Origin of the sequence: Paenibacillus sepulcri, from assembly GCF_042647105.1 — a bacterium.
Taxonomy (GTDB): Bacteria; Bacillota; Bacilli; order Paenibacillales; family Paenibacillaceae; genus Paenibacillus_Z; species Paenibacillus_Z sepulcri.
Genome location: NZ_JBHRUP010000001.1, coordinates 4818559 through 4841326 on the forward strand (window position 1 = coordinate 4818559; position 22768 = coordinate 4841326).

General features: G+C 56.3%; 12 protein-coding genes. 10 read left to right on the forward strand and 2 right to left on the reverse strand.

Annotated elements, in window-relative coordinates; translation table 11 throughout:
• Positions 1-189 precede the first annotated feature (189 nt).
• From ACFOLF_RS21385 to ACFOLF_RS21395, 3 genes are all read left to right on the forward strand, one after another.
• Positions 190-4728: an S-layer homology domain-containing protein gene (locus ACFOLF_RS21385; protein WP_210046236.1), complete on the forward strand. Its 4539-nt coding sequence runs from the start codon at positions 190-192 to the stop codon at positions 4726-4728.
• Positions 4729-4884: 156 nt separating this feature from the next.
• Positions 4885-5307, forward strand: a complete 423-nt coding sequence (locus tag ACFOLF_RS21390; protein ID WP_210046235.1) for a VOC family protein — start codon at positions 4885-4887, stop codon at positions 5305-5307.
• 189 nt (positions 5308-5496) lie between these two features.
• On the forward strand, positions 5497-6069 hold the full coding sequence (locus ACFOLF_RS21395) for a TetR/AcrR family transcriptional regulator (protein ID WP_210046234.1): 573 nt from the start codon (positions 5497-5499) through the stop codon (positions 6067-6069).
• A 468-nt stretch (positions 6070-6537) separates the two neighbouring features.
• Here ACFOLF_RS21395 and ACFOLF_RS21400 read toward each other — a convergent pair whose 3' ends face one another.
• Complete coding sequence (locus ACFOLF_RS21400) at positions 6538-6717, reverse strand: hypothetical protein (protein WP_210046233.1); 180 nt, start codon at positions 6715-6717, stop codon at positions 6538-6540.
• A gap of 254 nt (positions 6718-6971) precedes the next feature.
• Between ACFOLF_RS21400 and ACFOLF_RS21405 the strand changes: the two genes are divergently transcribed.
• The gene (locus tag ACFOLF_RS21405) at positions 6972-8123 is read left to right on the forward strand and encodes an acyltransferase (RefSeq protein ID WP_210046232.1); all 1152 of its coding nucleotides are present in this window, start codon (positions 6972-6974) and stop codon (positions 8121-8123) included.
• Between the two features lie 115 nt (positions 8124-8238).
• Here ACFOLF_RS21405 and ACFOLF_RS21410 read toward each other — a convergent pair whose 3' ends face one another.
• A complete protein-coding gene (locus tag ACFOLF_RS21410) occupies positions 8239-9138 on the reverse strand; it encodes a helix-turn-helix domain-containing protein (RefSeq protein ID WP_210046231.1) in 900 nt (299 codons plus the stop codon).
• Between the two features lie 163 nt (positions 9139-9301).
• Here ACFOLF_RS21410 and ACFOLF_RS21415 point away from each other — a divergent pair, with 163 nt between their 5' ends.
• The 6 genes from ACFOLF_RS21415 to ACFOLF_RS21440 all read left to right on the forward strand — a co-directional run bounded on the left by ACFOLF_RS21415 (position 9302) and on the right by ACFOLF_RS21440 (position 22734).
• Positions 9302-10909, forward strand: a complete 1608-nt coding sequence (locus ACFOLF_RS21415; RefSeq protein WP_210046230.1) for a hypothetical protein — start codon at positions 9302-9304, stop codon at positions 10907-10909.
• A 380-nt stretch (positions 10910-11289) separates the two neighbouring features.
• Entirely contained in the window at positions 11290-12741 is a 1452-nt protein-coding gene (locus tag ACFOLF_RS21420) for an MDR family MFS transporter (protein WP_379114636.1), read from the forward strand.
• Positions 12742-13449: 708 nt separating this feature from the next.
• The gene (locus tag ACFOLF_RS21425; protein WP_210046228.1) at positions 13450-15183 is read left to right on the forward strand and encodes a hypothetical protein; all 1734 of its coding nucleotides are present in this window, start codon (positions 13450-13452) and stop codon (positions 15181-15183) included.
• On the forward strand, positions 15177-17444 hold the full coding sequence (locus ACFOLF_RS21430; protein WP_210046227.1) for a four-carbon acid sugar kinase family protein: 2268 nt from the start codon (positions 15177-15179) through the stop codon (positions 17442-17444). The genes ACFOLF_RS21425 and ACFOLF_RS21430 overlap by 7 nt, the downstream gene beginning before the upstream one ends.
• The gene (locus ACFOLF_RS21435; protein ID WP_210046226.1) at positions 17441-20650 is read left to right on the forward strand and encodes a glycoside hydrolase family 2 TIM barrel-domain containing protein; all 3210 of its coding nucleotides are present in this window, start codon (positions 17441-17443) and stop codon (positions 20648-20650) included. The genes ACFOLF_RS21430 and ACFOLF_RS21435 overlap by 4 nt, the downstream gene beginning before the upstream one ends.
• A gap of 35 nt (positions 20651-20685) precedes the next feature.
• Positions 20686-22734: a beta-galactosidase gene (locus ACFOLF_RS21440; protein WP_210046225.1), complete on the forward strand. Its 2049-nt coding sequence runs from the start codon at positions 20686-20688 to the stop codon at positions 22732-22734.
• The last annotated feature ends 34 nt before the right edge of the window (positions 22735-22768 follow it).

Sequence of the window (22768 nt, forward strand, 5' to 3'; positions counted from 1 at the left end):
TCTCCTATTTCCGCCCCTATCCGGCTGTTGTATGCAGTTAGAGGCTGAAGGATGTGATTGGCCAAAATATCATTATTCGCATGGTTTGGTCTGAAACCATGTATGATTCGCGGGCTGCCTGACGGCGGGCGAAAACGCAAACGCACACAGCGAGTTCTATTTTATAGAAGCGAGGGAGAGGAATTAATAATGAAGAAAACGCTTTCGTGGATGCTTGTTCTGACGCTTATATTCGGCATTATGCAAACGGCTGCTGCTGCGGACAATGAACCGCTGGAGCAAGATCCGGCTATCGGCGCTGCAGACGGCACATCGGGGGAAGAAGCTGCCTTAATCATGGATACGCCGGCTCAGTCAGCCGCTGGTTCTGTTACACAGATGACCTATGAAGCGGAGGCTTCGGGCAATACGCTTGGAGGCAATGCGGGCGTAAGCAATTGCACGGCCTGCTCCGGCGGGAAGAAGGTAGGCAATCTGTATGGAGGCGGCAGCCTGCGTATCAACAATATTAACGTGTCGGAAGCGGGGCCTTATTATGTGGTTTTTACTTACATATCCGGAGATCCCAGAAGTGCGGATATCAGCGTGAACGATGGCGCGTCCCAGCATGTGGAGTTCCCAAAGACCGCGGATTGGGATACGACGGCCCAGATGCGGCTGACGCTTGATTTGGCCGCAGGCAGCAATCATATTGATTTGTCCGACGGAGGCGGCTACGCGCCCGATTTTGACAAAATCGATATTTCCCCGGCTTCGCTCGGCTATGAAGGCGAAGCGGCAGGAAATACCTTTGCGGGGAATGCCTCGATCTCAGACTGCGCAAGCTGCTCGGGCGGCAAGAAAGCAGGGAACCTGTATCAGGGAGCTTCTGTGCAGTTTAACGACATCGTCGTTCCGGAGGAGGGCGCCTATGATCTGACGTTCGCCTATATTTCCGGAGATCCGCGTTCTGCCGATGTGAGTGTGAACGGGGGGCCGGCCCAGACGATCTTGTTCGCCAGCACAGCGGATTGGAACACGGTTGGAACCCAGACGATTACGGTGACATTGGCAGCAGGAACGAATACGCTCCTGTTCTCGGACGGAGGGAGCTATGCCCCCGATTTGGACCGGATTATCGTCTCGCCAGGCACCGGAAGAGATGTATTGCCCTGTGAGAAAGCGCCGGAGACAAGCTTGCCGCTTGGCGCCCCTGTTGCCAGCAAAACGGAAGGGTCCATCGTCATTACCGAATATGCCGGCGCGGTCGTCGTGCAGAACGGCGATTATACGATGACGTATCGAACGGACAGCGGACTTGCGGAGTATGCATGGAACGGACGTGTGATCGTCCGGGGGGTATACAGCAAATCCGGGGATAATATCAGCAGCTGCTACAGCAGCCACAGCTTCTCCATGTCCGATGTGCAGCCGGTTCAGGACGGCTTCGGCAGCGGGGCGAAGATCAAGCTGGCCAACACGGAAGCCGGCAAGCCAACGCTTAATCAGTGGTATATGTTTTATCCCGATCAGCCCTTCTTCTTCGCACAGCTGGAAGCGGTCTCCGATTCGGCTATCGCGACCAATTACATGGCTCCTGTGATCACCAATACGACCGGCGGCGTGGATATTGGCAGCTATGGGGATGGCCGGGTGCTGGCTCTTCCTTATGACAATGATATGTGGATTCGTTCACAGGCCGTGCCGATCAATTCGGAGGACACCAGCTATGAGGTATCGGCCATCTATGATAACGAGACCCGCGAGGGGCTGGTCGTCGGCTCGGTGAAGCATGATGTCTGGAAGACGGGCATTCATTTTATCGGCAGCAATGACCGCCTGAACAGCCTTGAATTATTCGGCGGGGTCTCCTCGGCCAAGACGCATGATTCGCAGCCGCACGGCAGCTTGTCCGGCACGAGTCTGTGGTCGCCGCAAGCTTTCGTCGGTCTCTACGACGATTACCGGACGGGCATGGAGGAATACGGGAAGGCGAATGCCGTCATCACTCCGCCGCTTTCCTTCAGCAGCGCCGTTCCGGATGCCGTTCCGATGGGCTGGAACAGCTGGGCGGCGTATGCCGACAAGCTCAGCTATCAGGACGTGCTGGACACCTCGGATTATATCAAGCAGAATTTGCAGGATAAAGGCTTGTCCAACGACAATACCACTTATGTCAACATGGATTCCTATTGGGATAATCTGTCGGATGAGCAGTTGGCCGATGCGGTCGCCCATATCCGGGCCAACGGGCAGAAAGCCGGCATCTATTGGGGTCCGTTCGTTTATTGGGGCGACAATATGAGCCAAAAGGTCGAGGGATCCGATTATACCTACGGCGACATTCTGCTGCGCGATTCCTCCGGTCAGCTGCTGCCCAAGCTCGACGGCGCTTACGCGGTTGATCCGACCCATCCGGGGGCGAAGGAGCGGATGGATTATTATTTGAACAAATTCAAATCGCTGGGCTTTGAATATATCAAGCTGGATTTTCTGACCCATGGCTCATTGGAAGGCTCACATTATGATCCGCTGGTAGAGACGGGAACCCAGGCGTATAACATGGGCATGGCCTATGTCAACTCGCTGGTGGCGGACAGCATGTTCATCAGCACTTCGATTGCGCCGATGTTCCCGAGCCAGTACGCACACAGCCGGAGAATCGCTACCGATACCTTCGGCAGCATCTCGGATACGGAATTTGAGCTGAACGCGTTAACCTATGGCTGGTGGCAGAATGGAACCATTTATCCCTATATGGACCCCGATCATATGGCATTGACACGGGCCGGATCGCTGGAGGAAGCCCGTTCAAGAGTGAATTCCGCTGTTATTACAGGTACGGTATTCCTGGATTCGGACGATTTCCATGATGCCAAAGCGCAGGAGTACGGCGAAGCGCTGCTGACCAATACGGATGTGCTGAACCTGGCCAGGAAAGGAGAAGCGTTCCGTTCCGTGGAGGGAAATACGGGCTCCAAAGCCTCCGATACCTTCGTGCTGAATGATAACGGCACCTATTATCTTGCCGTATTCAACTACAGCGGCTCTGCGACGGAGAAGACGGTCGACCTGGCAAGGGCAGGTCTTGCGGGTGATGTGGCCTATGAAACGCTGAATCTCTGGAACGGCGAGACGTCGCAGACAGAAGGGACGCTTCTGGTGAATTTGGAAGCCATGGCCTCCAAGCTGTTCCGATTGTCGGCGCCGGATTCAGGCGATGATAACGGAGACGGTGACGGCGGAACTGGAGGTGACCCTGGAGATGGTGGAGATGGAGGGAACGGGGGTGACCCTGGAGATGGTGGAGATGGAGGGAACGGGGGGAACCCTGGAGATGGAGGAAATGGCGGGAACGGGGGGAACCCTGGAGATGGTGGAAATGGAGGGAACGGAGGTGACCCAGGAGATGGCGGAAATGGCGGAAATGGGGGGAACCCTGGAGATGGCGGAAATGGCGGAAATGAGGGGAACCCTGGAGATGGAGGGAACGGGGGTGACCCTGGAACTGGAGGGGGTGACGGGAACGGCGGCGGAATGACAGGAGCACCCGTCGTAACCGCCGGTGGTTTACCGGCTGGGGATATGTCGAATGCGGTGACGACCGATTCTGATAGCGGCGACATTCTTCGTATGTCGCTCTCCGAGGCCAAGGCCCTTGAGGCTCTCAAGGCGGCAGGGAGTATAAGCGCCTTTGTTATTTCGCTCCCATCTCAGGAAGACCGGCGCGGCTTGACAGCCGAGATTCCTGACGGTATTATACAAGCGGCCTTGGAGCAGGGAGGCGCTGACGCTTCCTTGCTCGTGAAGAGCATGTATGGAGACTATAAGCTGCCGCTCAAAGCGCTGCAGCTTCCGGATGGCGCAATACTGCAAATTAAAATCGCTTACGCAGACGAGACTGCCGCCGCGGCGATCCGCTCAGCGCTTCCGGCCGGTTTCAAGCTGGGGCATGCCGTCGATTTTGCCATTCTGGCTGTAGATGCCTCCGGCGGGATCATCGACGAGAATCCGTTGAAGGAAACGTATGTGGAGCATGTGATTCACGGGGGAAGCGGCAGCGGTGGAGCAGCCGTCAGGCTGTCAAGTGAAGGCGGACTGGTTCCTGTGCTTGCATCGTTCTCTTCACAGGCGGATGATAGCGGCGAAGTGACCGTGCGCAGCCGGGATAACGGCGTATATGCTGTCATATCGGGGACGAAGTCTTTTGCGGATATTCAAGGGCATTGGGCTCAAAGGGAAATCGAGAATTTGGCTTCGCGTCTGATTGCAAACGGGATCACAGAGAACTCTTATGCTCCGGCTGAAAATGTAAACCGTGCGGAGTTCGCGGCGCTGCTGGTCCGGGCCATTGGTCTCGGGGATCTGGAAGGAAGGGCTTCTTTCACGGATCTGCAGCAGGATGACTGGTTCGCCGCTGCTGCGGGAGCGGCAGCCTCTATGGGTCTGGTGAACGGTTATGAGGACGGTACATTCCGGCCCCAGGCACCGGTGACGCGGCAGGAGATGGCGGTTATGCTTGCCAGGGCCGCGGCCTTCATTGACCGAACCCTTCCTTCAGGAGATGGTCTTACCGGTTTCTCTGATGAACCTGCTGCGGCGGATTGGGCACGGGAGGCACTGTCAGCCATGGTAGAGTCCGGTGTTATGCAGGGAGACTTGGAGGGTCGGATTCTTCCTGAAGCTGCGGCGGCAAGAGCAGATACGGCTGTTATGCTGAAGCGCTTTCTGGATTTCATCAATAAGTAAATATAATGAAGCTATGAGGGGGGCGGCGGTGTGCTGCATCCCTCGTTTTCATTGAGAAAAAGTGTCAAAAGTACAATTGATGATGCACCGTAAATGATATAAGATGAGGTTATCAAACTTGCAAAACTAGCAATCCAAAAAAAAGGAGCTGGGCAAATGGCTGTTGATGTGTATTTGAATTTTAATGGTAATTGTCGGGAAGCAGCAGAGTTTTACTCGGAGGTTTTTGGAGCGGAAAAGCCTAAATTTATGACTTTCGGAGAAACGCCGCCGAGCCCGGAATATCCGCTTCCGGAGGAAGCCAAAAATTTGATCATGCATACGAGGCTTAATATTTATGGAAGCAATGTAATGTTCTCCGATGTATTTCCCGGCATGCCGTTTGTTCAAGGCAACAACATCAGTCTGGCCATCGTCGTCGACAGCCAGGAGAAACTCCAATCCGCGTTCGATCAACTCAAAGAAGGCGGCAAAGTGGAAATGGAGCTTCAAGAAACATTCTGGAGCAAATACTACGGCAGCGTGGTGGACAAGTTCGGCATCCACTGGCAATTTAATCTTGGAATAGGTGAATGGTAAAATAACGTTTTTATACAAGCTTTTTGGACAACCTCTGTGCTTCCGGCGCAGGGGTTTGTCTTTTATATAAGGTTGTTCTGCCTTTAATGGGCTTGAATTTTAACCATACTAAGGAATATGGCAGCATTGAGCATACCGCCATGTACAGCATGACTTGACTTTAATCAAACGGTCATTCACTATAAGAGCATGAGACACAAAGACGAGAACAAGAACGAAGCGATCTTTCAAGCCACAATTGAATTGTTGAACGAAATAGGGTTTTCAGACATTTCGATGTCCAAAATCGCCAAGCGGGCGAATGTCTCGTCTGCGACGATTTATGTTTATTTTGAGAATAAGGAGGATATGCTCGGCAAGCTTTATGTCAAAGTCAAAGAGAAGATGAGCAGGCAGCTGATTCATGATATTGATGACAGCATGCCCACACGGCAGATATGTGAGCAGTTCATGAGAAATTCCATGCGGTTCATTCTGGAGAACAGGGATTATTTCTTCTTTCTGGAGCAGTTCTCAACCTCGCCGCTTGTAGATAAATTATATCTTGATGATACGGCATCGATGTTCACAGCGATACACGAGTTTGTCGAGAAGGGGAAGCGAAACGGTGAGCTAAAGCCGCTGCCGACACTTTTTCTGCTGAGCTATTGCTATTTTCCTGTCACACAGCTGGCCAAAGCCCATTTTAAAGGGGAGTTTGAAGCGGATGAGGAAAATTTGCAGCAAATAGTACGCATGAGCTGGGATGCCATTAAAGCTTAATGGCATCTTTTTTTGTAAGAAAATAGCCGATCTGCCGACTGCCGCAGCTATGCTCGATACCTGTTTTTCGTATGTGGAATAACCTGAGTTAAAGAAAGAGTGCAGACGGCGCTGGGGAACACGCCATTACAAGTCCAGCTTACACTGCCTTTATTCCTTCATAGATATAAAAGACGGCTCGGGTGCAATGCCCCGAACCGTCTTTTGGCTTCTTTATGGGTTTGCTAGAAGACATCCCTACGAGCCGTACAATACAATTTCAGCTGTCTGTGAACGTTCCGAGCTGAGCGTAATGCGCAGGTAACGCGTCGAAATCGACACAGGATGTCTGCTCCATTCCCCGTACATCTTCATTTCATGCCGTTTGTGCCAACGGGAAGCAGCAAGGTCGTACCGCTTGCGGCATTGGAAATAGCGGAGACGAGATTCGCGTCGTCCTTTGTTTTCATGGCCAAGTAATACCTGGTATCACCGGGAAGCGGAACGGTCAGCGATTGGCTGGTTCCCGCTGCTGCAGGCAGGGGAATGTTCTTTAACCGGGATGGTGCTTGCAAAATTGGCGTCCGTGATGGGCGCGGTGCTGACACGAATGTCGTAAGAAGCCGCCGTGCCCGTCGTTCCGTCGTCGCCCGGCGCCGTCCAGATCACTGCAGGGACGACACCGTTGCCGAGCCGGCCTCCAGATTGCCGACCGCGGCAGGGGCGGTCACATCGTCATCGGCGTATTTGGCAGGCTGAATACAAGAATGTTTCGTGTTCGGCGCTACTATTTTATCTTTTTGCCTGATCGTAAAGACGGCGGGGGGCATGCTTCCATGGGGGAGCCCTGTCCGGAAAGGCCTAATATGTTAAACTGATAGAGGAATGGAAGTGCTTATGCAGTCCCCCTGGAAGGAGTTTACATGAAGAAACCAAGAATAGATGAAATCGAAATGCTGCGGGGAATGGCGTTTCTGGCGGTCGTGATGCAGCATGCCCTCGCCCACTATTTTCCCATGACGGACACGCGTCTGGAGGATGGAGTGATTCTCGGTCTGCTGCTGCTGCTGTCCAAGTTCGCCGTTCCGCTGTTCGTGTTCATTACCGGGCTCGTGCTCTTCTACAATTATGACGGAGACATTCGCTATGGCGCGTTTATCCGCAAGCGGTTCAAGGATGTCATCCTGCCTTATATTCCATGGGCCGTTCTATATGCCGTGACATTCCAGCGGCTCAATCTCTACGAGGCAGGCTCGCTGCCGAAGCTCGGGATGATGATTTTTACGGGAAAAGCGTCCTATCACCTATGGTATATCGTCATGATTGCCCAATTTTACTTGCTGTTTCCGCTTCTCCAGCGAATGGTCAGGAGGTGGAAGCCAAAGTCGGTCCGGACAGCCGCGATAATCGTTCTGGCTCTGGGACTGCTTTACGTGTGGCTGATGGATCAGGGCGGCGCTGTCTACCGCTCGGCGGATGCATGGGATATCCCTTTTCTGAGCGCGTTCTTCACTGCCTATCTCGATCGCAACGCACTGATGTTTTTCTTTTATTTTGCGCTTGGAGCGGCGGCGGGCCTGTATCTGGATCATTGGCGTGCATGGCTCATCCGCTGCCGTCACTACCTGACCGCCTTGTATGCGCTCATGGTTTGCTGGATGCTTTATGTGGTCGTATCTCATTTCAAGCTGTATCCGGACGTTATTATCCGCTATGATGACTTGTCGCTTCTAAGGCCAGAGATGGCCGTGTTCCTCACGGTTTCGGTGCTTGCCGTATATGCGGCCTCGATCAGCTTCATGAAGAATGCACCCGTCTGGCTGCGGCAGATGCTCACCCTGGCGGGCATCTACTCGTATATCGCGTATCTTGCGCATGCTTATATGCTGAGGTACACCGAGCGCGCGGCGGACTGGCTGCTTCCCGGCGGCTCCATTACGCTGCGGACGCTGACAGCCTTTGCGCTCAGCGCAGTCGTCTCGGTGGCGCTTGCTTACCTGCTGCGTCTGATCGTTCAGGGAATAAAAGCTTCCCGCCGGCATGGCAGGAAGGCAGGCCAGCCGTTATCCTTCTGAATAACGCAAGTATACGCCAAGAAGAGCAGCTTCCCCTCTCAGGGGAATGCTGCTCTTCTTGTACCGGGCTTTGGTGAAGGGATTCGGAAAGAATGCTCATGCCGGTCGATCAGCTTCATTTGACTTCGAGGGGAGTCAAATAGATCAAATCGTCCCGGCGCTTCCTGCGGAATTCGCCCGGAGGCGAGCCCGTCCATTTCGCGAACTGGCGGATGAAGCTCTGCACATTGTCATATCCGACGCGCCGTGCAATCTGCTCGATGGAGCCCTGCGTGTTCAGCAAAAGCTGCATGGCCTCCTGCTGGCGGAGGATGGAGAAGTAATCCCGCGGCGACATCTGGTACATCTGCTGAAAAACGCGGTAGCAGTGCCTGCGGGTAAAGCCCAGCTTGAGCGCAATTTCCTCCAGCCAATTGGCGGACCATGCATGCTCCTCATCCTGGGGGGAGGCAATCAGGGTCTCGATTTCCCTGGCAATTTGTACAGGCAGGTTGCCGGCGAGTTTTGCCGCGTGATCGCTGTTCAGCCTGGTGAAGGAATCCTCAAGCTGCTCCAGCAGCGTATAGAGTCTGTGAAATATGGAGATTCTGGAAGCACCGTCCAGCAGAAGCTGCAGAATCGCCTGTACATCCGGCAGAATCTGCCGGTTAAGCGTCCCGCCCTCCGGATAATAGATTTGGGATGAGCCGCCGAGCAGCTGCAGAAATACAGGATCATCGATCTGGATATGCATCACAAAATATTTTAAAGGAGCGGGCTCATCCGCGCTGAAGGCGTGCAGCTGCATAGGCGGAATAATCAGCAAATCGCCGCTGCGCTGCCTGTATTCCCCGTTTCTGGTATGAACGGTCTGGCAGCCTTCCAGCACGAGATTGATTTCGACCATCCGGTGATGAAGATGCCGCTGGCAGGACCAGGGTCTCGTTACTTCCCCCGTGTGGGCGCCGTACAGGTAAATCTCCGATTTGCTGTTGGGAAAGGCGTACGCGAATTTTTTGTCCCCGTCCGGATTCATAACGCACCCCCAAATGTCACAATTGGTTAACTATTCTCTCCCCGGCAGGCGGCCTTTCGTTATTACTTCCTCATGCAAAGGATTCTATACTACTTATAGGAACGATTACAAGAATACTGCCTTTCCTATGGGAAGGACAACGGGCAACGGGGAGCTGGAAGCTATGGCATTGGCAATAAGAAGAGAACCGGATATGATTCTGGTCGAAACGGATAACGGCTGGCAAACGGCTAATCGCAGCGGCGACGGGATCTGGAGCGGCGGCGGAGTTGAAATAACGCTGCACAGCAGGAATGATTCTTGCTCTGTCGGGCTGTCTGCGCCGCTGCTGGCGGTTAAGACGGTCAGGCTGTATTGGAAACAGAATGTGACAGGAAGGCTTGCCGTTCTGGGCGACCATTGGGAGCGGGCGTATGGCGATCTGGAGTGGAGAGGAATCGTGCCGGAGCGCGTCATGCCCTGGTATTTTCTTACGAATGACGGCATTGTGACTAACGGTTACGGCGTCAAGACCGGGACGGCATCCTTATGCTATTGGCAGTTTGATCAGGATGGCATTACGTTGTCGGCGGATGTCCGCTGCGGCAGCGAGGGGGTTCAGTTGGGCGTGCGCAAGCTTGTGGCGGCCGAAATCGTCGGTTATGAGGGAAAAGAAGGGGAAAGCGCATTTGCCGCGGCAAGCCGCTTCTGCTCCGTGATGTGCGAGAATCCTGTGCTGCCGGACCAGCCCGTATATGGCGGGAACAACTGGTATTACGCTTACGGGAACAGCTCCCACGCGGAGATTCTGGAGGATTCCAAATTCATGGCGTCCCTGTCTTCTTCCAGCATAAACCGTCCCTATATGGTCATTGATGACGGCTGGCAGCTGGCCAGCGGCGGCGGAGCCTGCAACGGCGGGCCGTGGAGAGGCAATTCCCTCTTCCCCGAGATGGACCGGCTCGCGCATGAAATGAAGGATGCCGGCGTGAAGCCGGGCATCTGGTTCCGTCCGCTGCTGACCAGTGAAACAGTCCCGGATGAATGGCTCCGGTACAGCGCCAATAACGGGTATGTGCTGGATCCCAGCGTGCCGGATGTGCTGAACGATATTGCCGAATCCGTCGCCAGGATGGTGTCATGGGGCTTTGAGCTGATCAAGCATGACTTCTCCACCTTCGACATGCTGGGCCAGTGGGGCTTCCAGATGAAGTCGAAGACAAATGCTCTGCCGCAGCCTTTTCACGACCGTTCCAGGACAACGGCCGAGATCATTCTGGAGCTGTACCGCGTTCTGGCCCGGGCCTCCGGCGGCAGCGTCGTCATCGGCTGCAATACGATCAGCCATCTGTCGGCGGGATTATTCGAAGTGCAGCGGACGGGGGATGACACGAGCGGGAAGCTGTGGGAGCGGACCCGGTATATGGGCATCAATACGCTGGCGTTCCGCATGCCGCAGCATGGAACATTCTACAGCCATGATGCGGATTGCATCGGCATTACCGAACAGGTGCCATGGGAGCTGAACCGCCAGTGGCTGGAGCTGCTGGCGGAAAGCGGCACGCCGCTGTTCGTCTCGGCATCGCCTTCCGCCGTAACGAAGCAGCAGCAGCTTGAGCTTCGCGCGGCCTTTGAGTTGGCCGCACGGCCTCTTGCACCTGGCGAGCCGCTGGACTGGATGGAGACGACCTGCCCGCGCCGCTGGCTGCTTGGCGGGAAGGAAACCCGTTTCCAGTGGAACCAGGTATCCGCTGAGCTGCAGTCCGACATCGACAATATCTGGTGGAAATAAGTACAAAAAAAGGACTGTGCGGGGTGCAGCTGGAACTCCTATCAGCAATGATAGCTATAGGACATCAAAGAGATTATTGAGCGCCAGCATGGAACGGTCGGGGTGGAGAGCGAGCAGGGGAGAGGGAGCTCTCTTACTTCATAATGCCTGTAACCGCGGATGAACAGCATAAAGGGCAAGAGGGCTGCGGTTCTCGTCTCCCCTAAAGCCCAAAAAGATCAAAAGGGAGCTTCTACAGCCGGAGGGAGGTCCGGACTTGTAAAACTTTATCAAATTAGCCCGGGGGCGGTTGTTGAGTAAATAATGGAAAGGTTATAATATTAAGGATTGGGTTGGATAGATGTATATATAGAGGAGGAACTGTATTGAACTCGTCAGGTTTGGAGTCAAAACCGGCTTCCGTGGATCTGAGCGGAATCAGGAGAGGGCCGATTATAACCGCCCTCATTATCGGTGCGTTTGTGGCGATTTTGAACGAGACGCTGCTCAGCAACGCCCTTCCCGATCTGATGCGGGAATTCGGCATTGAGCTGTCGACCATTCAATGGCTGTCCACGGCTTATATGCTCGTAATCGGCGTACTGGTACCGGTTACTGCGCTGCTGCAGCAGTGGTTTACGACCAGGCAGATGTTTTTGTCGGCGATGATTTTATTTCTTGTGGGTACCCTGGTTTGTTCAATATCGTCTACCTTCGGGGTGCTTCTGGTCGGGCGGGTTATTCAGGCGATGGGAACGGGCCTGCTGCTTCCGATTATGATGAATACGATTCTGGCGATCTATCCCCCGGATAAACGGGGAGGGGCGATGGGGCTCATGGGTCTTGTAATCATGTCAGCGCCCGCGATCGGACCGACACTGTCCGGGCTGATCATCGATTCTCTGGATTGGCGCTGGCTGTTCTATCTCGTCCTTCCATTGACGGCTTTCTCCATCGTGTTCGCTGCGGTGTATTTGAAGAATGTATCGGATATAACCAAGCCCAAGGTGGATATTCTCTCCATCATTATCTCCACCATCGGCTTCGGCGGACTTGTGTATGGCTTCAGTAAAGCGGGCGGGGGCTCATGGTCCGATCCTGAAGTCTACTGGACGATCATTATCGGATGTGTTGCGCTCGCGCTGTTCGTCTGGCGTCAGCTGACCATGAAGGAACCGCTGCTGGATCTGCGGGCTTTCAAATTTCCCATGTTTTCATTGGTTGTCGTCCTGCTGCTTGTGCTGATGATGACGATGTTCTCCACGCTGACGCTGCTGCCGCAGTTCCTGCAAAGCGTCCTATTAATGTCTGCCTTGACATCGGGGCTTGTGATGATGCCGGGAAGTATTCTCAATGGCATCATGGCGCCGGTCTCCGGAGTCCTGTTTGATAAATACGGACCAAGATTGCTTGTTGTGCCGGGTCTTGTGCTTGTTGTCGCGTCTCTGGCGCTGTTTATGGGCATCCACATGGGTACCTCGACAGGCTATATTATTTTGAGTCATATTATTATGCTGGTCGGCATTTCACTTGTGATGATGCCTGCACAGACAACGGGCCTCAACCAGCTGCCGCGCCACCTCTACCCTCACGGAACGGCAATTCTCAACACGCTGCAGCAGGTTGCCGGGGCTGTCGGTACGGCCTTATTTATCAGCATTCTGGCATCGGGAACGAAGAAGTATCTGAGCTCTCATGATGCGACCGCACCGGACGCAGCCGCTCTAGGTCTGGTTGCGGGTCTGCAGAATGCCTTTCTGATCGGCTTAATAGTCGCCGTAATCGCATTAGTCCTGGGGTTCTTCCTCAAGCGCACGAAAGCGCCGGAGGAAGACCAGCAGCAAGCGGCTTGACGAAGCAGAAGACTATGGCCGCCAATATGGGGCAGCCGGCTTCCAGGCCGGCATGAGCGGGACAGCGGTCCGCTTCGAATGCCCGCCATATTTCCGCAAGACGAGCGCCCCGGGTTCATGATCCCGGGGCGCTTTGTTATATTGTCCATTCCAACGCGGTAGAGGCGGAGCTTCATGAGCTGCCCTTCGGCTTTTGTACTGCTCGTTGGCTTCCGAGGCGCTGCTGGCGGTACGTGCGGGCTACCAAACCTATACCGGGCGAGCCCGAAATTTCCGGCTCGCCCGGTATGGCGAATAACCTTCAGTCCCGCGTTACAGCTGGGAATGGAGGTTTTTCTTTTACAGATAAGAGGATTAAAACGGAGACCGACAATGCCAAACTTGGACATTTGGGCGCAGCCTTCTTTATCCTTCAGGAATCGTGGTTCCTCCATTTGTGGATAAGTTGTGTATAAAATGGGGATAAGTTGCTTGATTTCTCTATTGATGGCGGCAGAGTATGCTGCCGGGATTCCCCGTGTTGCTCCCCGGCTGGGGCAGGCTCGTCCCAGATACCGTATTGCCTTCCCAATCCTGAACGCGAAGCATTCGCCGTATCGTTAAGAATGAGCATAAAAACCTTAATTTTGATCTATTTTTTTACGCTGCGGGTTGCGTTACGATTAAAATGTAATCGCTATCATCAAAAATGCGGAAGGGGCATGCGGGATGAGTCAACCAAGCCAACACCAAATACCGGACACGCTGCTGCTGGAAGAGCGGGCCAGGCATGTTTTGAACGCCATTATCGGAATGGCGGATGAAGATTATAACTATATTCCGTTCTTTAATGCGGATTTTGTGTCCAAACCGGCTTTTATGACCCATGGCGACTGGGACTACGGCTCCAGCCACGGGCGTCTGATCGATTCGGTTACGCTTGCGCGGCATATGACCGGAGAAATGTTCGGCGAGGACGTGGAGCGTCACTATAAAGAAAATCTGCTCAGCTTCTTCAAGGAGGACGGGCTGAGCTACCGTCAGGTCAGTAGGCAGGGGAACTGGGGAGAAGCGGCCAATCTGATCGACCAGCGGGCCGTCATTCTGTCCTTGACGACATGGTATATGGCGACAGGCGATCCAGCGGTGCAGGAAGCGGCGGACAAGCATGTTGCCGCTTTGAAACGGATTGCCGTCAAGGAGAAGGATGTCTGGTATTACCCGGCATCCGAGCACCTGGAGACCGGCTGGCCTTCGAGAAATGCGGTGCAGATCCGTCTTGCGCCGGACCCGGCTTCATTCTGCGGGCGGCTGATGATGCCCTTGCTGAAATACCACGAGATAACCGGAAATCCGGACGCCCTTGAGCTATGTGAATATTTCACGGCCTTAATCATTAAGCGCAGCGGCGTCTATAACGAGGACGGAAGCTTCAATTCTTCGCTGGCCTACCGCAGCGGGCATTTTCATACCCGGATCGGCACGCTTGACGCGCTGGCGCGCTTTGGCCGTTATACCGGGGATGCTTCGATCATCGCTTTTGTGAAGAAGAGCTATGATTGGGCCCTGACCAAATGCACGCGCTTCGGATGGACGCCGGGCGATTTGCAGGAGCAGGCCTATGAGCATGAAACCTGCTCGCTGGTTGATTTGATTTCCACCGGCATTACGCTTGCGCACTGCGGCTACACCCATTACTGGGGAGTGGTGGAGCGGTTCATCCGCAATCATCTGACGGAATCCCAGCTGCTTGACCTCGATTGGGTGGAGGAAGCGGACAACAAGGATGGCGACATACTTGGGAAAAAGACTTTCTACAAAGTCGCGCAGCGCACGCGCGGCGCGTTCGCCGGTTATTCGGCGCCCAACGATTTCTGCTGCGACGTGAATCACGGCCGGGGCCACACCAGCGATTTGCAGCTGTGCTGCATCGGATCGGGCACAAGAGGATTGTTCATGGGCTGGAGCAATATTATTACCGAGGATAAAGGCACCGTACGGGTCAATCTGCTGCTCAGCCGCGGGTCCCGTCTCCTTGATGTGAGCAGCTATCTTCCCCATGAAGGCAGGCTCGAGCTTAAGATTCATCAGGATATCGCCAATCTGGAAGTGCGGATTCCCGAATGGGCCGGCTACAACCAGGTGAAGGCGGAGTGGTCCGGAAGCGGGGAGGGGCGCATTACAGCCGGCAATCAGCCGGGGGTCTGGATCAAGGATTGCTTCTTCCGTCTGGGCAGGGCAAGCGCCGGGGATACCATCGTCATTACCTTCCCGCTCAGCCGCTATCGCACGACCGAGCACGCTGTAGGCCAGCAGTTTGAGGTGCAGTGGCAGGGAGACGATGTCATCCATATTTCGCCGGAGGGCAGCTACCACCCGCTGTATAATCACCGGAAAATCCATGACAAGGCCCCGATGCGGGAAGGCGACTACCGCCGGCCGGACACCGAATTGGTATGGTAAGTCCTGCGCGGGAGAAAGCGGTCAGGCTGGCCTATTACGGCGATGATTTTACCGGCTCGACCGACGCGCTGGAAGCGCTGACGCTGGCGGGATTGCGGACGGTGCTGTTTCTTGATCTTCCGACGCGTGAGATGCTGGACCAGGAATTTGCGGACATTGAGGCATTCGGCATTGCCGGTACCGCGCGTGCGCTCACTCCGGAGCAGATGGAGGCGGAGCTGCCGGATATATTCCGCTTCATGGCGGAATCGGGTGCCGCTGTCTGCCATTACAAGACCTGCTCGACCTTCGATTCCTCTCCAGGAATCGGCAGTATCGGCAAAGCGGTGGAGCTGGCTCGCCGGACCTTCTGCGCCCAGCGGTATGTGCCGCTTGTCGTCGGCGTTCCGGCATTGAAGCGGTATACCGTCTTCGGCCAGCATTTTGCCGCGGTGCATGGCATCGCGCATCGGCTGGACCGTCATCCCGTAATGTCCCGGCATCCGGTGACGCCGATGGATGAAGCCGATCTGCTCCGGCATCTCGCCGCGCAGACAACGGCGCGCAGCGCGCTCGTGGATATTCTGGAGCAAGGCGATTCTGCGGATGCCCTGGAGGAGGCTGTCGAAAGGAAGCTGGAAGAGCACCCGGAGATAATTTTGTTCGATGTGCTGGATCAGGAGCGTCTGGCCCGGGTCGGCGGGCTGATGTGGAAGGAAGCCGCCCGCGGACCGCTGTTTGCGGCTGGCTCGTCCGGCGTGGAATATGCGCTGTCCGCCTATTGGCAGGCTTCGGGACCGGCATCCGGGGAGAAAGCCTTCTCTGCCGGGTCGGCAGGCGGCTCCGTCCCCCATCAAGCGCCGCAATGTACGTCGGGCGCGGAGTCTGCCGGAGCGGCGGAATCGGCGCCTGTTGGAGCGGTCGACGGGACGTCCGCTGGACTTGCGGAACCGGTGGCTCCTGAAGCGGCGGAACCGATCCTCGTTGTCTCCGGCAGCTGCTCGTCGATGACGCAAATGCAGATCGATTATGCGCTGGCATCCGGCTTTGCCGGCATCAGGATCGATCCGGGCGAATGGATAGACGGCAGCGGAAGCGGGGCGGCATCCTCGCGCATTGCGTCAGAGGCGCTCCGTCTCCTGCGCAAGGGAACGAGCGTGATCGTCTATTCCGCCAAAGGCCCCGGCGATGCCAGCATCGCCCGGACGAAATCAGGCCTGCATGCCGCCGGCAGAAACAGCCGGGATACCGGGACGATGATCGGCGAGGCGCTGGGACGCATCTGCCGCGCCGTCATGATGGGGAAGCGGCTGCTGCGGCGTATCGCGGTGGCGGGAGGGGATACATCCGGTTATGTAATGAAGCAGCTCGACATCTGCGCGCTGGAAATGACGGGGCAGATCGCTCCGGGCGTGCCGCTCTGCCGGACCTATTCCCATAACTCCCCATTCGCCGGATTGGAGCTGGCCTTGAAGGGCGGCCAGATGGGCGGCGAGGATTTCTTCGTCAAGGTCAGGAAATGGGCGGGAATAACGGGAGTTGAATCGTATGAACCGGTACCAAATCATGCGGAATGCATGTCGTCCGCTGACCGTGAAGGACTTAAGGGAGGGACTATTTTGAAAACAGTGGTGGCGGTATATACCGGTCAGGGATTGGCCGAGCCGATGAAACGGATCTATGAGGAGCAGTTGCCGGGGTGCAGAGTCGTGACCATCGTTGATGACAGTCTGATCTACGATGTCGTCCAGGCGGGAGGAGTAACTCCTGCGGTCACCCGGCGGCTGATTCAATATTACCAGAACGGAGCGGAGATGGGCGCTGACGTCATTTTCAATACCTGCTCGTCCGTGGGGGAGGTGGCCGATCTCGCCCGCAGCATGATAAATGTGCCGATCGTCAAGATCGATGACGCGATGACGCTTGAAGCGGCGGCGAAGTATGAACGGATCGGCGTGCTCGCCACGCTGCCGACGACGCTTGAGCCGACGAAGCGGCTGATCCGCAGGCAGGCGGAGCTTCTGGGCAGAGAAGTCGCCATTATCGATGGTCTGGCGGACGGCGCTTATGACGCGCTGGTAAGCGGAGAGCCGGAGCGGCATGATGCCATTCTGCTGGATACCGCGAGATGGGTGGCAGGACAGGCGGACGTCCTGGTGCTGGCGCAGGGCTCGATGGCGCGGATGGAGAAGGAGCTTGGCGCAATCGGCATTCCGGTGCTGTCAAGCCCGCTGCGCGGCGTACTTGCGGTTAAGAAGCTTCTGGAGGTGCCAAAGCCATGACAACTGAACCGGCAGCGGCAAACAGGCAGCCCGACTGGTCCAATCTGAATGTCCTGGAACGAAATACGGTCGCTCCGCATGCTGATTTGCTTCCCTATGCCGACTGGGAGTCGGCGCTTGAGCCTGACCGCGGGACAACACCATATGTGCGGCTGCTTAACGGGAATTGGCAGTTCCATTATGCGGAATCGCCGCAGGCCGCGCCGGAAGGCTTCGAGGCCGACGGCTATGACGCGGCGGGATGGGATACGATTCCCGTGCCGGGCAACTGGCAGCTGCATGGGTATGGACACCCTCACTACAGCAGCTGCCCCTACCCGTTTCCGGTCGATCCGCCGCATGTGCCGCAGGAAAATCCCGTCGCCTGCTACCGCACGGGATTTATACGGCCGGACGGCTGGGACGGGCGGCGCATCCATCTGGTGTTCGAAGGCGTGGATTCCGCTTTTCACCTATGGGTGAACGGGGAGGAAGCCGGCTACAGCCAGGGGAGCCATCTGCACTCCGAATTCGATATCACGGATATGCTCCGTCAGGGGGAGAATGCGCTTGCGGTGCGCGTCTATCAATGGTCGGACGGCAGCTATCTGGAAAGTCAGGACAAGTGGCGGATGAGCGGGATTTTCCGCGATGTTTACCTGATGGCGCTGCCGGCTGTGCGCGTCTCGGACGTTTATGTGCAGACCCGGTTCGACGACCGTTACGAGGATGCCGTACTGGATATACGGATCGATGCGGAGAGCTTAACCGGCGTTTCCGCCGACGGTTATGAGCTGCGGGCGACCTTGCTTGATGCGGTCCGCGGGGTTGTTTTTGACCGCAGCAGTCCCCTGCCGCTGCCCTTATCCGGCGGCGGCCAGTGCCGGTTCCATATTGAGGAGACTGTGAAGTCGCCGCTGCAGTGGACGGCGGAGACACCGAATCTGTATACGCTGCTGCTCACGCTGTATGACGGGGAGAACCGGCTGCAGGAAGTGAAGCGGATTGCAGTTGGATTCCGGGATGTGCAGACCAGGGACGGCCGTCTGCTCGTCAACGGGAGGTCCGTTATTATTAAGGGCGTTAACCGCAATGAATTCGATCCCCGGCTAGGGTTCGTTACGACATGGGAAGCGATGGTGCAGGATATTACGCTGATGAAGCTCCACAACATCAATACCGTCCGCCTGTCCCATTACCCCAACGACCGGCGGTGGCTGGATCTGTGCGACCGCTACGGCATGTATGCAATTGACGAAACAGATCTGGAGACGCACGGCATCCGCTTCATCGAGAATACGGCCTATAAGGAATCGAGCGCCGCTGAATTTTTTGCCGGCGAGAGCTGGCTGTCGAAGCAGCCGGAGTGGCGGGAGGCGTATGTGCAGCGGGCCAGACGGATGGTGGAGAAGGACAAGAACCATCCTTCGGTCATCATCTGGTCGCTGGGCAATGAATCCGGCTACGGGCCGAACCATGATGCGATGGCCGAATGGGTCAGGCAGGCCGATCCTACCCGGCCGATTCACTATGAGCGGGCTTATGAAGCGCCGATGGTGGATATCGTAAGCTCCATGTATCCTTCCGTGGAGACGATCATCAAGGAAGGGCAAAAAAGCGACAAACGCCCTTTTCTGATGTGCGAGTTCGGTCACGCCATGGGCAATGCCGTCGGCAATATGCAGGAATATTGGGAGGCCATTTACGCCTATCCGCGACTGATCGGAGGTCTGATCTGGGAATGGCAGGACCATGGAATCGTCCGGCAGACGGAAACCGGCGGGGAGTGGACCGCCTACGGCGGAGATTTCGGAGAGGAGCCGCACAGCGGGCATTTCTGCATCGACGGTCTGGTCTTTCCGGACCGCGCGCTGAAGGCGTCGATTCTGGAGTACAAGAAGGCGATCGAGCCTGTGAAAATCAAAGCCGCCGACGCGGGGTCCGGTCAATTCAAGGTGATTAACCGTTATGACTTTCTGACCCTGGAGCATCTGCACGGTCAGTGGCAGCTGATGCGCGACGGCGAAATAATGGAACAGGGCTCGCTGCCTGTTCTCAAAACAGCGGCAGGAGAGGAAGAGGACGTATCCGTGCCGCTGAACCTGGCATCCATGGTAGCTGACGGCGAATACTGGCTGCATATCCGTTTCTCGCTTGCGGACAATACGGTGTGGGCGGAATCCGGCCATGAGGTGGCCTGGGCCGATCTGCCGATCGGAACAGTGAGCGCGGCCAAGTCGGATCATGCCCGGCATGCGGCGGCAGCAACGGACCAGGAGGCACGGCGGACAGCCGCACCGCCGCTGTCCGTTGGCCGTACGCCGCTGCGCCTGACATCGTCGGATCAAGGGGTGTCGGTGCAGGGAGCGGATTTCTCCCTCGTTTTCAACAAGCTGACAGGCGGATTGGATTCCTGGACCTTCCGAAATATGCCGCTGCTGCTGTCGGGACCCAGGATCAATCTGTGGCGCGCGCCGATTGACAACGACGTCAATCTCGCGAAGGCGTGGCGCAAAGCGGGCTACGACAGGCTCGTCACGATGTTCAGGAATATGACGGTGGAGACGACCGGCGGGCATACCGTTCGCATTGTGACGGATGCCGCGGCCGGGGCGAGAGGGGAGTTAGTCGCCTTTCGTACGCGCATGGTTTATACGATCCACGGCAGTGGCGACCTGCAGATCGAAGCGTCGATCGATCCGCGGGAGGGGCTTCCGCCACTGCCGCGCTTCGGCCTGGAGCTTGCCATGCCGGCCGGATTCGGGCAGTTCTCGTGGTTCGGAAGAGGCCCGCATGAATGCTATTCCGACCGCAAGGAGAGCGGCAAGCTTGGTGTTTACAGCGGAACGGTAGAGGAGCAGTACGTACCTTACATCAAGCCGCAGGAGAACGGCAACAAATCCGATGTCCGCTGGTCCGCCGTCACGGACAGGAGCGGCACGGGTCTGCTGTTCGCCGGCGGGAAACTGTTCGATACGAGCGTGCATCATTATTCGACCGGGGATCTCACCATGACGAAGCATCGGCATAAGCTGACCCGTCTGGATGAGACGATCGTAAAGCTGGACGCGGCGCAAAGCGGAATCGGCAATCACAGCTGCGGGTATGCGCCGACTCTGGAGCAGTACTTGATCAGACCGGAGCCTATGGCGTTCAAGCTCCGTCTGAAGCCTTTCTCCATGAATGAGTCGTCTCCCATGCGGCTGAGCAGGACAGAGCCCGTCTAAAGAGGGCAATCTCCAGATAAGGATGTGATCTGCGTTTGTTCAAGGGCAAAATAAACAAAATCCTCTATGGCGGGGATTATAATCCCGAGCAGTGGCCCAGGGAAGTATGGGATGAGGATATGCGGCTGTTCAAGCTGGCCGGTGTCGATATCGCTACGGTGAATGTCTTCTCCTGGGCGCTCAATCAGCCGGATGAGGAAACGTATTGCTTCGATTGGCTCGATGACGTGATGGATATGCTTCACCGCAATAGCGTATGGGCATGCCTGGCTACAGGCACGGCCGCCCATCCCGCCTGGATGGCCAAGCGCTACCCGGACGTGCTGCTGGTCGATTTTGAAGGCAGGAAGCGAAAATTCGGCAGACGCCACAATTCATGTCCGAACAGCCCCACTTACCGCCAATACTCCACGAGGATGGCGAGCAAGCTGGCCGAACGGTACAAGAATCATCCGGCGCTGCTGCTGTGGCATGTCAATAATGAATATGGGCTCCGCTGCTATTGCGACAACTGCGAGCAGGCGTTCCGCGTATGGCTCAAGCGGCGCTACGGCTCTCTTGATGCGCTGAACGCCGCATGGAATACCCGTTTCTGGGGCCACACCTTCTATGACTGGGACGAAATCGTACTGCCCAGCCTGCTGAGCGAGCATCTGAGCGCAAGGGATGTGGACCAAACGGCATTCCAGGGCATCTCGCTCGATTATGACCGATTCATGTCCGACAGCTTGCTGGGCACTTATCTGGATGAATATCATGCAATCAAAACGATCATTCCGGACGCGGTCGTGACGACGAATCTGCAGAGCAACGGGGCCTACAAGCCGCTGGATTATTTTAAATGGGCACCTCATCTGGATATCGCCGCGCTGGACTGCTATCCGACGAACGATATGCCGATGAGCGTCGTGGCGATGCGGCATGATCTGATGCGCGGCTTGAAGAACGGTGATTCTTATCTGCTGATGGAGCAGAGCCCGAGCCAATTGAACTGGAAGCCGTACAACGCGCTTAAGCGTCCCGGCGTCATGCGTCTGTGGAGCTATCAGGCGATTGCGCGCGGCGCGGACAGCGTGATGTTCTTCCAGATGCGCCGCTCGGCCGGCGCGTTCGAGAAGTTCCATGGCGCGGTGATCGATCATGCGGGCCATGAGCATACGCGCGTCTTCCGCGAATGCGCAGAGCTGGGCGGCGAGCTGCAGGAGCTCGGCGGCAAGCTGCTGGGGGCCCGTGTGGAAGCCGGGGTGGCTCTCCTGTTCGATTGGGAAAACTGGTGGGCGCTTGAGCATTCCAGCGGTCCGAGCGCCGGATTGAAATATTTGAGCGAAATGCAGAGCTATTATGATGCGTTCTATGGACAGAACATTCAGGTCGATCTGGTCGGCACGGATGCCGATTTGAGCCGGTACGGGCTCGTCATTGCGCCGGTGCTGTATATGGTCAAGCCGGGTGTCGCGGACAAGCTGAAGCGGTACACAGAGGGAGGCGGAATCTTCGTCACGACCTTCTTCAGCGGCATTGTCGGGGAAAGCGATCTGGTTGCCGCAGGCGGTTATCCCGGGGAGCTGCGGGAGCTGCTCGGCCTCTGGGTGGAGGAGATCGACGCCCTGTTCCCGGAGCAGCATAACCGGATCGTAATGAAAGAGCCGCTCGGCAGTCTCGGCGGAGATTATGCATGCGGTCTCTTATGCGATCTGCTGCATCCGGAAGGAGCCGAAGTATTGGCCGAATACGGAGAAGAATTTTACCGGGGGATGCCTGTCCTGACCCGCAACCGGTACGGGCAGGGAGAAGCCTGGTATGTGGCGAGCAGCCCGGATGCATCGTTCCTGCGGGACCTGGCGGGGAGCTTATGCGCGATGCGGGGAATCAAGCCGCTTCTGGAGGCGGCCGAGGGGATCGAGGTCAGCCGCAGGGTGAAGGATGGACGGGCATTTCTGTTCATTTTGAATCATAACCATGCCGCTGGCGCCGTTGATCTGGGCCCTCTGGAGCAAACTGAGCTGCTGAGCGGAACAACGATGAACGGCACAGTCACGCTTCAGCCGAAGGATGTGCTGATTCTGGAAGGTCCGGCTCTGTAAGTACCCGAAAGTGAGAGAATGATTAGGAGGCAAT

Excerpts from the sequence above, each read along its gene's own strand:
- ACFOLF_RS21395 (WP_210046234.1), top strand. The coding sequence starts at position 5,497 with ATGAGACACAAAGACGAGAACAAGAACGAAGCGATCTTTCAAGCCACA.
- ACFOLF_RS21415 (WP_210046230.1), top strand. The coding sequence starts at position 9,302 with ATGGCATTGGCAATAAGAAGAGAACCGGATATGATTCTGGTCGAAACG.
- ACFOLF_RS21430 (WP_210046227.1), top strand. The coding sequence starts at position 15,177 with ATGGTAAGTCCTGCGCGGGAGAAAGCGGTCAGGCTGGCCTATTACGGC.
- ACFOLF_RS21435 (WP_210046226.1), top strand. The coding sequence starts at position 17,441 with ATGACAACTGAACCGGCAGCGGCAAACAGGCAGCCCGACTGGTCCAAT.
- ACFOLF_RS21405 (WP_210046232.1), top strand. The coding sequence starts at position 6,972 with ATGAAGAAACCAAGAATAGATGAAATCGAAATGCTGCGGGGAATGGCG.
- ACFOLF_RS21385 (WP_210046236.1), top strand. The coding sequence starts at position 190 with ATGAAGAAAACGCTTTCGTGGATGCTTGTTCTGACGCTTATATTCGGC.
- ACFOLF_RS21410 (WP_210046231.1), bottom strand. The coding sequence starts at position 9,138 with ATGAATCCGGACGGGGACAAAAAATTCGCGTACGCCTTTCCCAACAGC.
- ACFOLF_RS21390 (WP_210046235.1), top strand. The coding sequence starts at position 4,885 with ATGGCTGTTGATGTGTATTTGAATTTTAATGGTAATTGTCGGGAAGCA.
- ACFOLF_RS21425 (WP_210046228.1), top strand. The coding sequence starts at position 13,450 with ATGAGTCAACCAAGCCAACACCAAATACCGGACACGCTGCTGCTGGAA.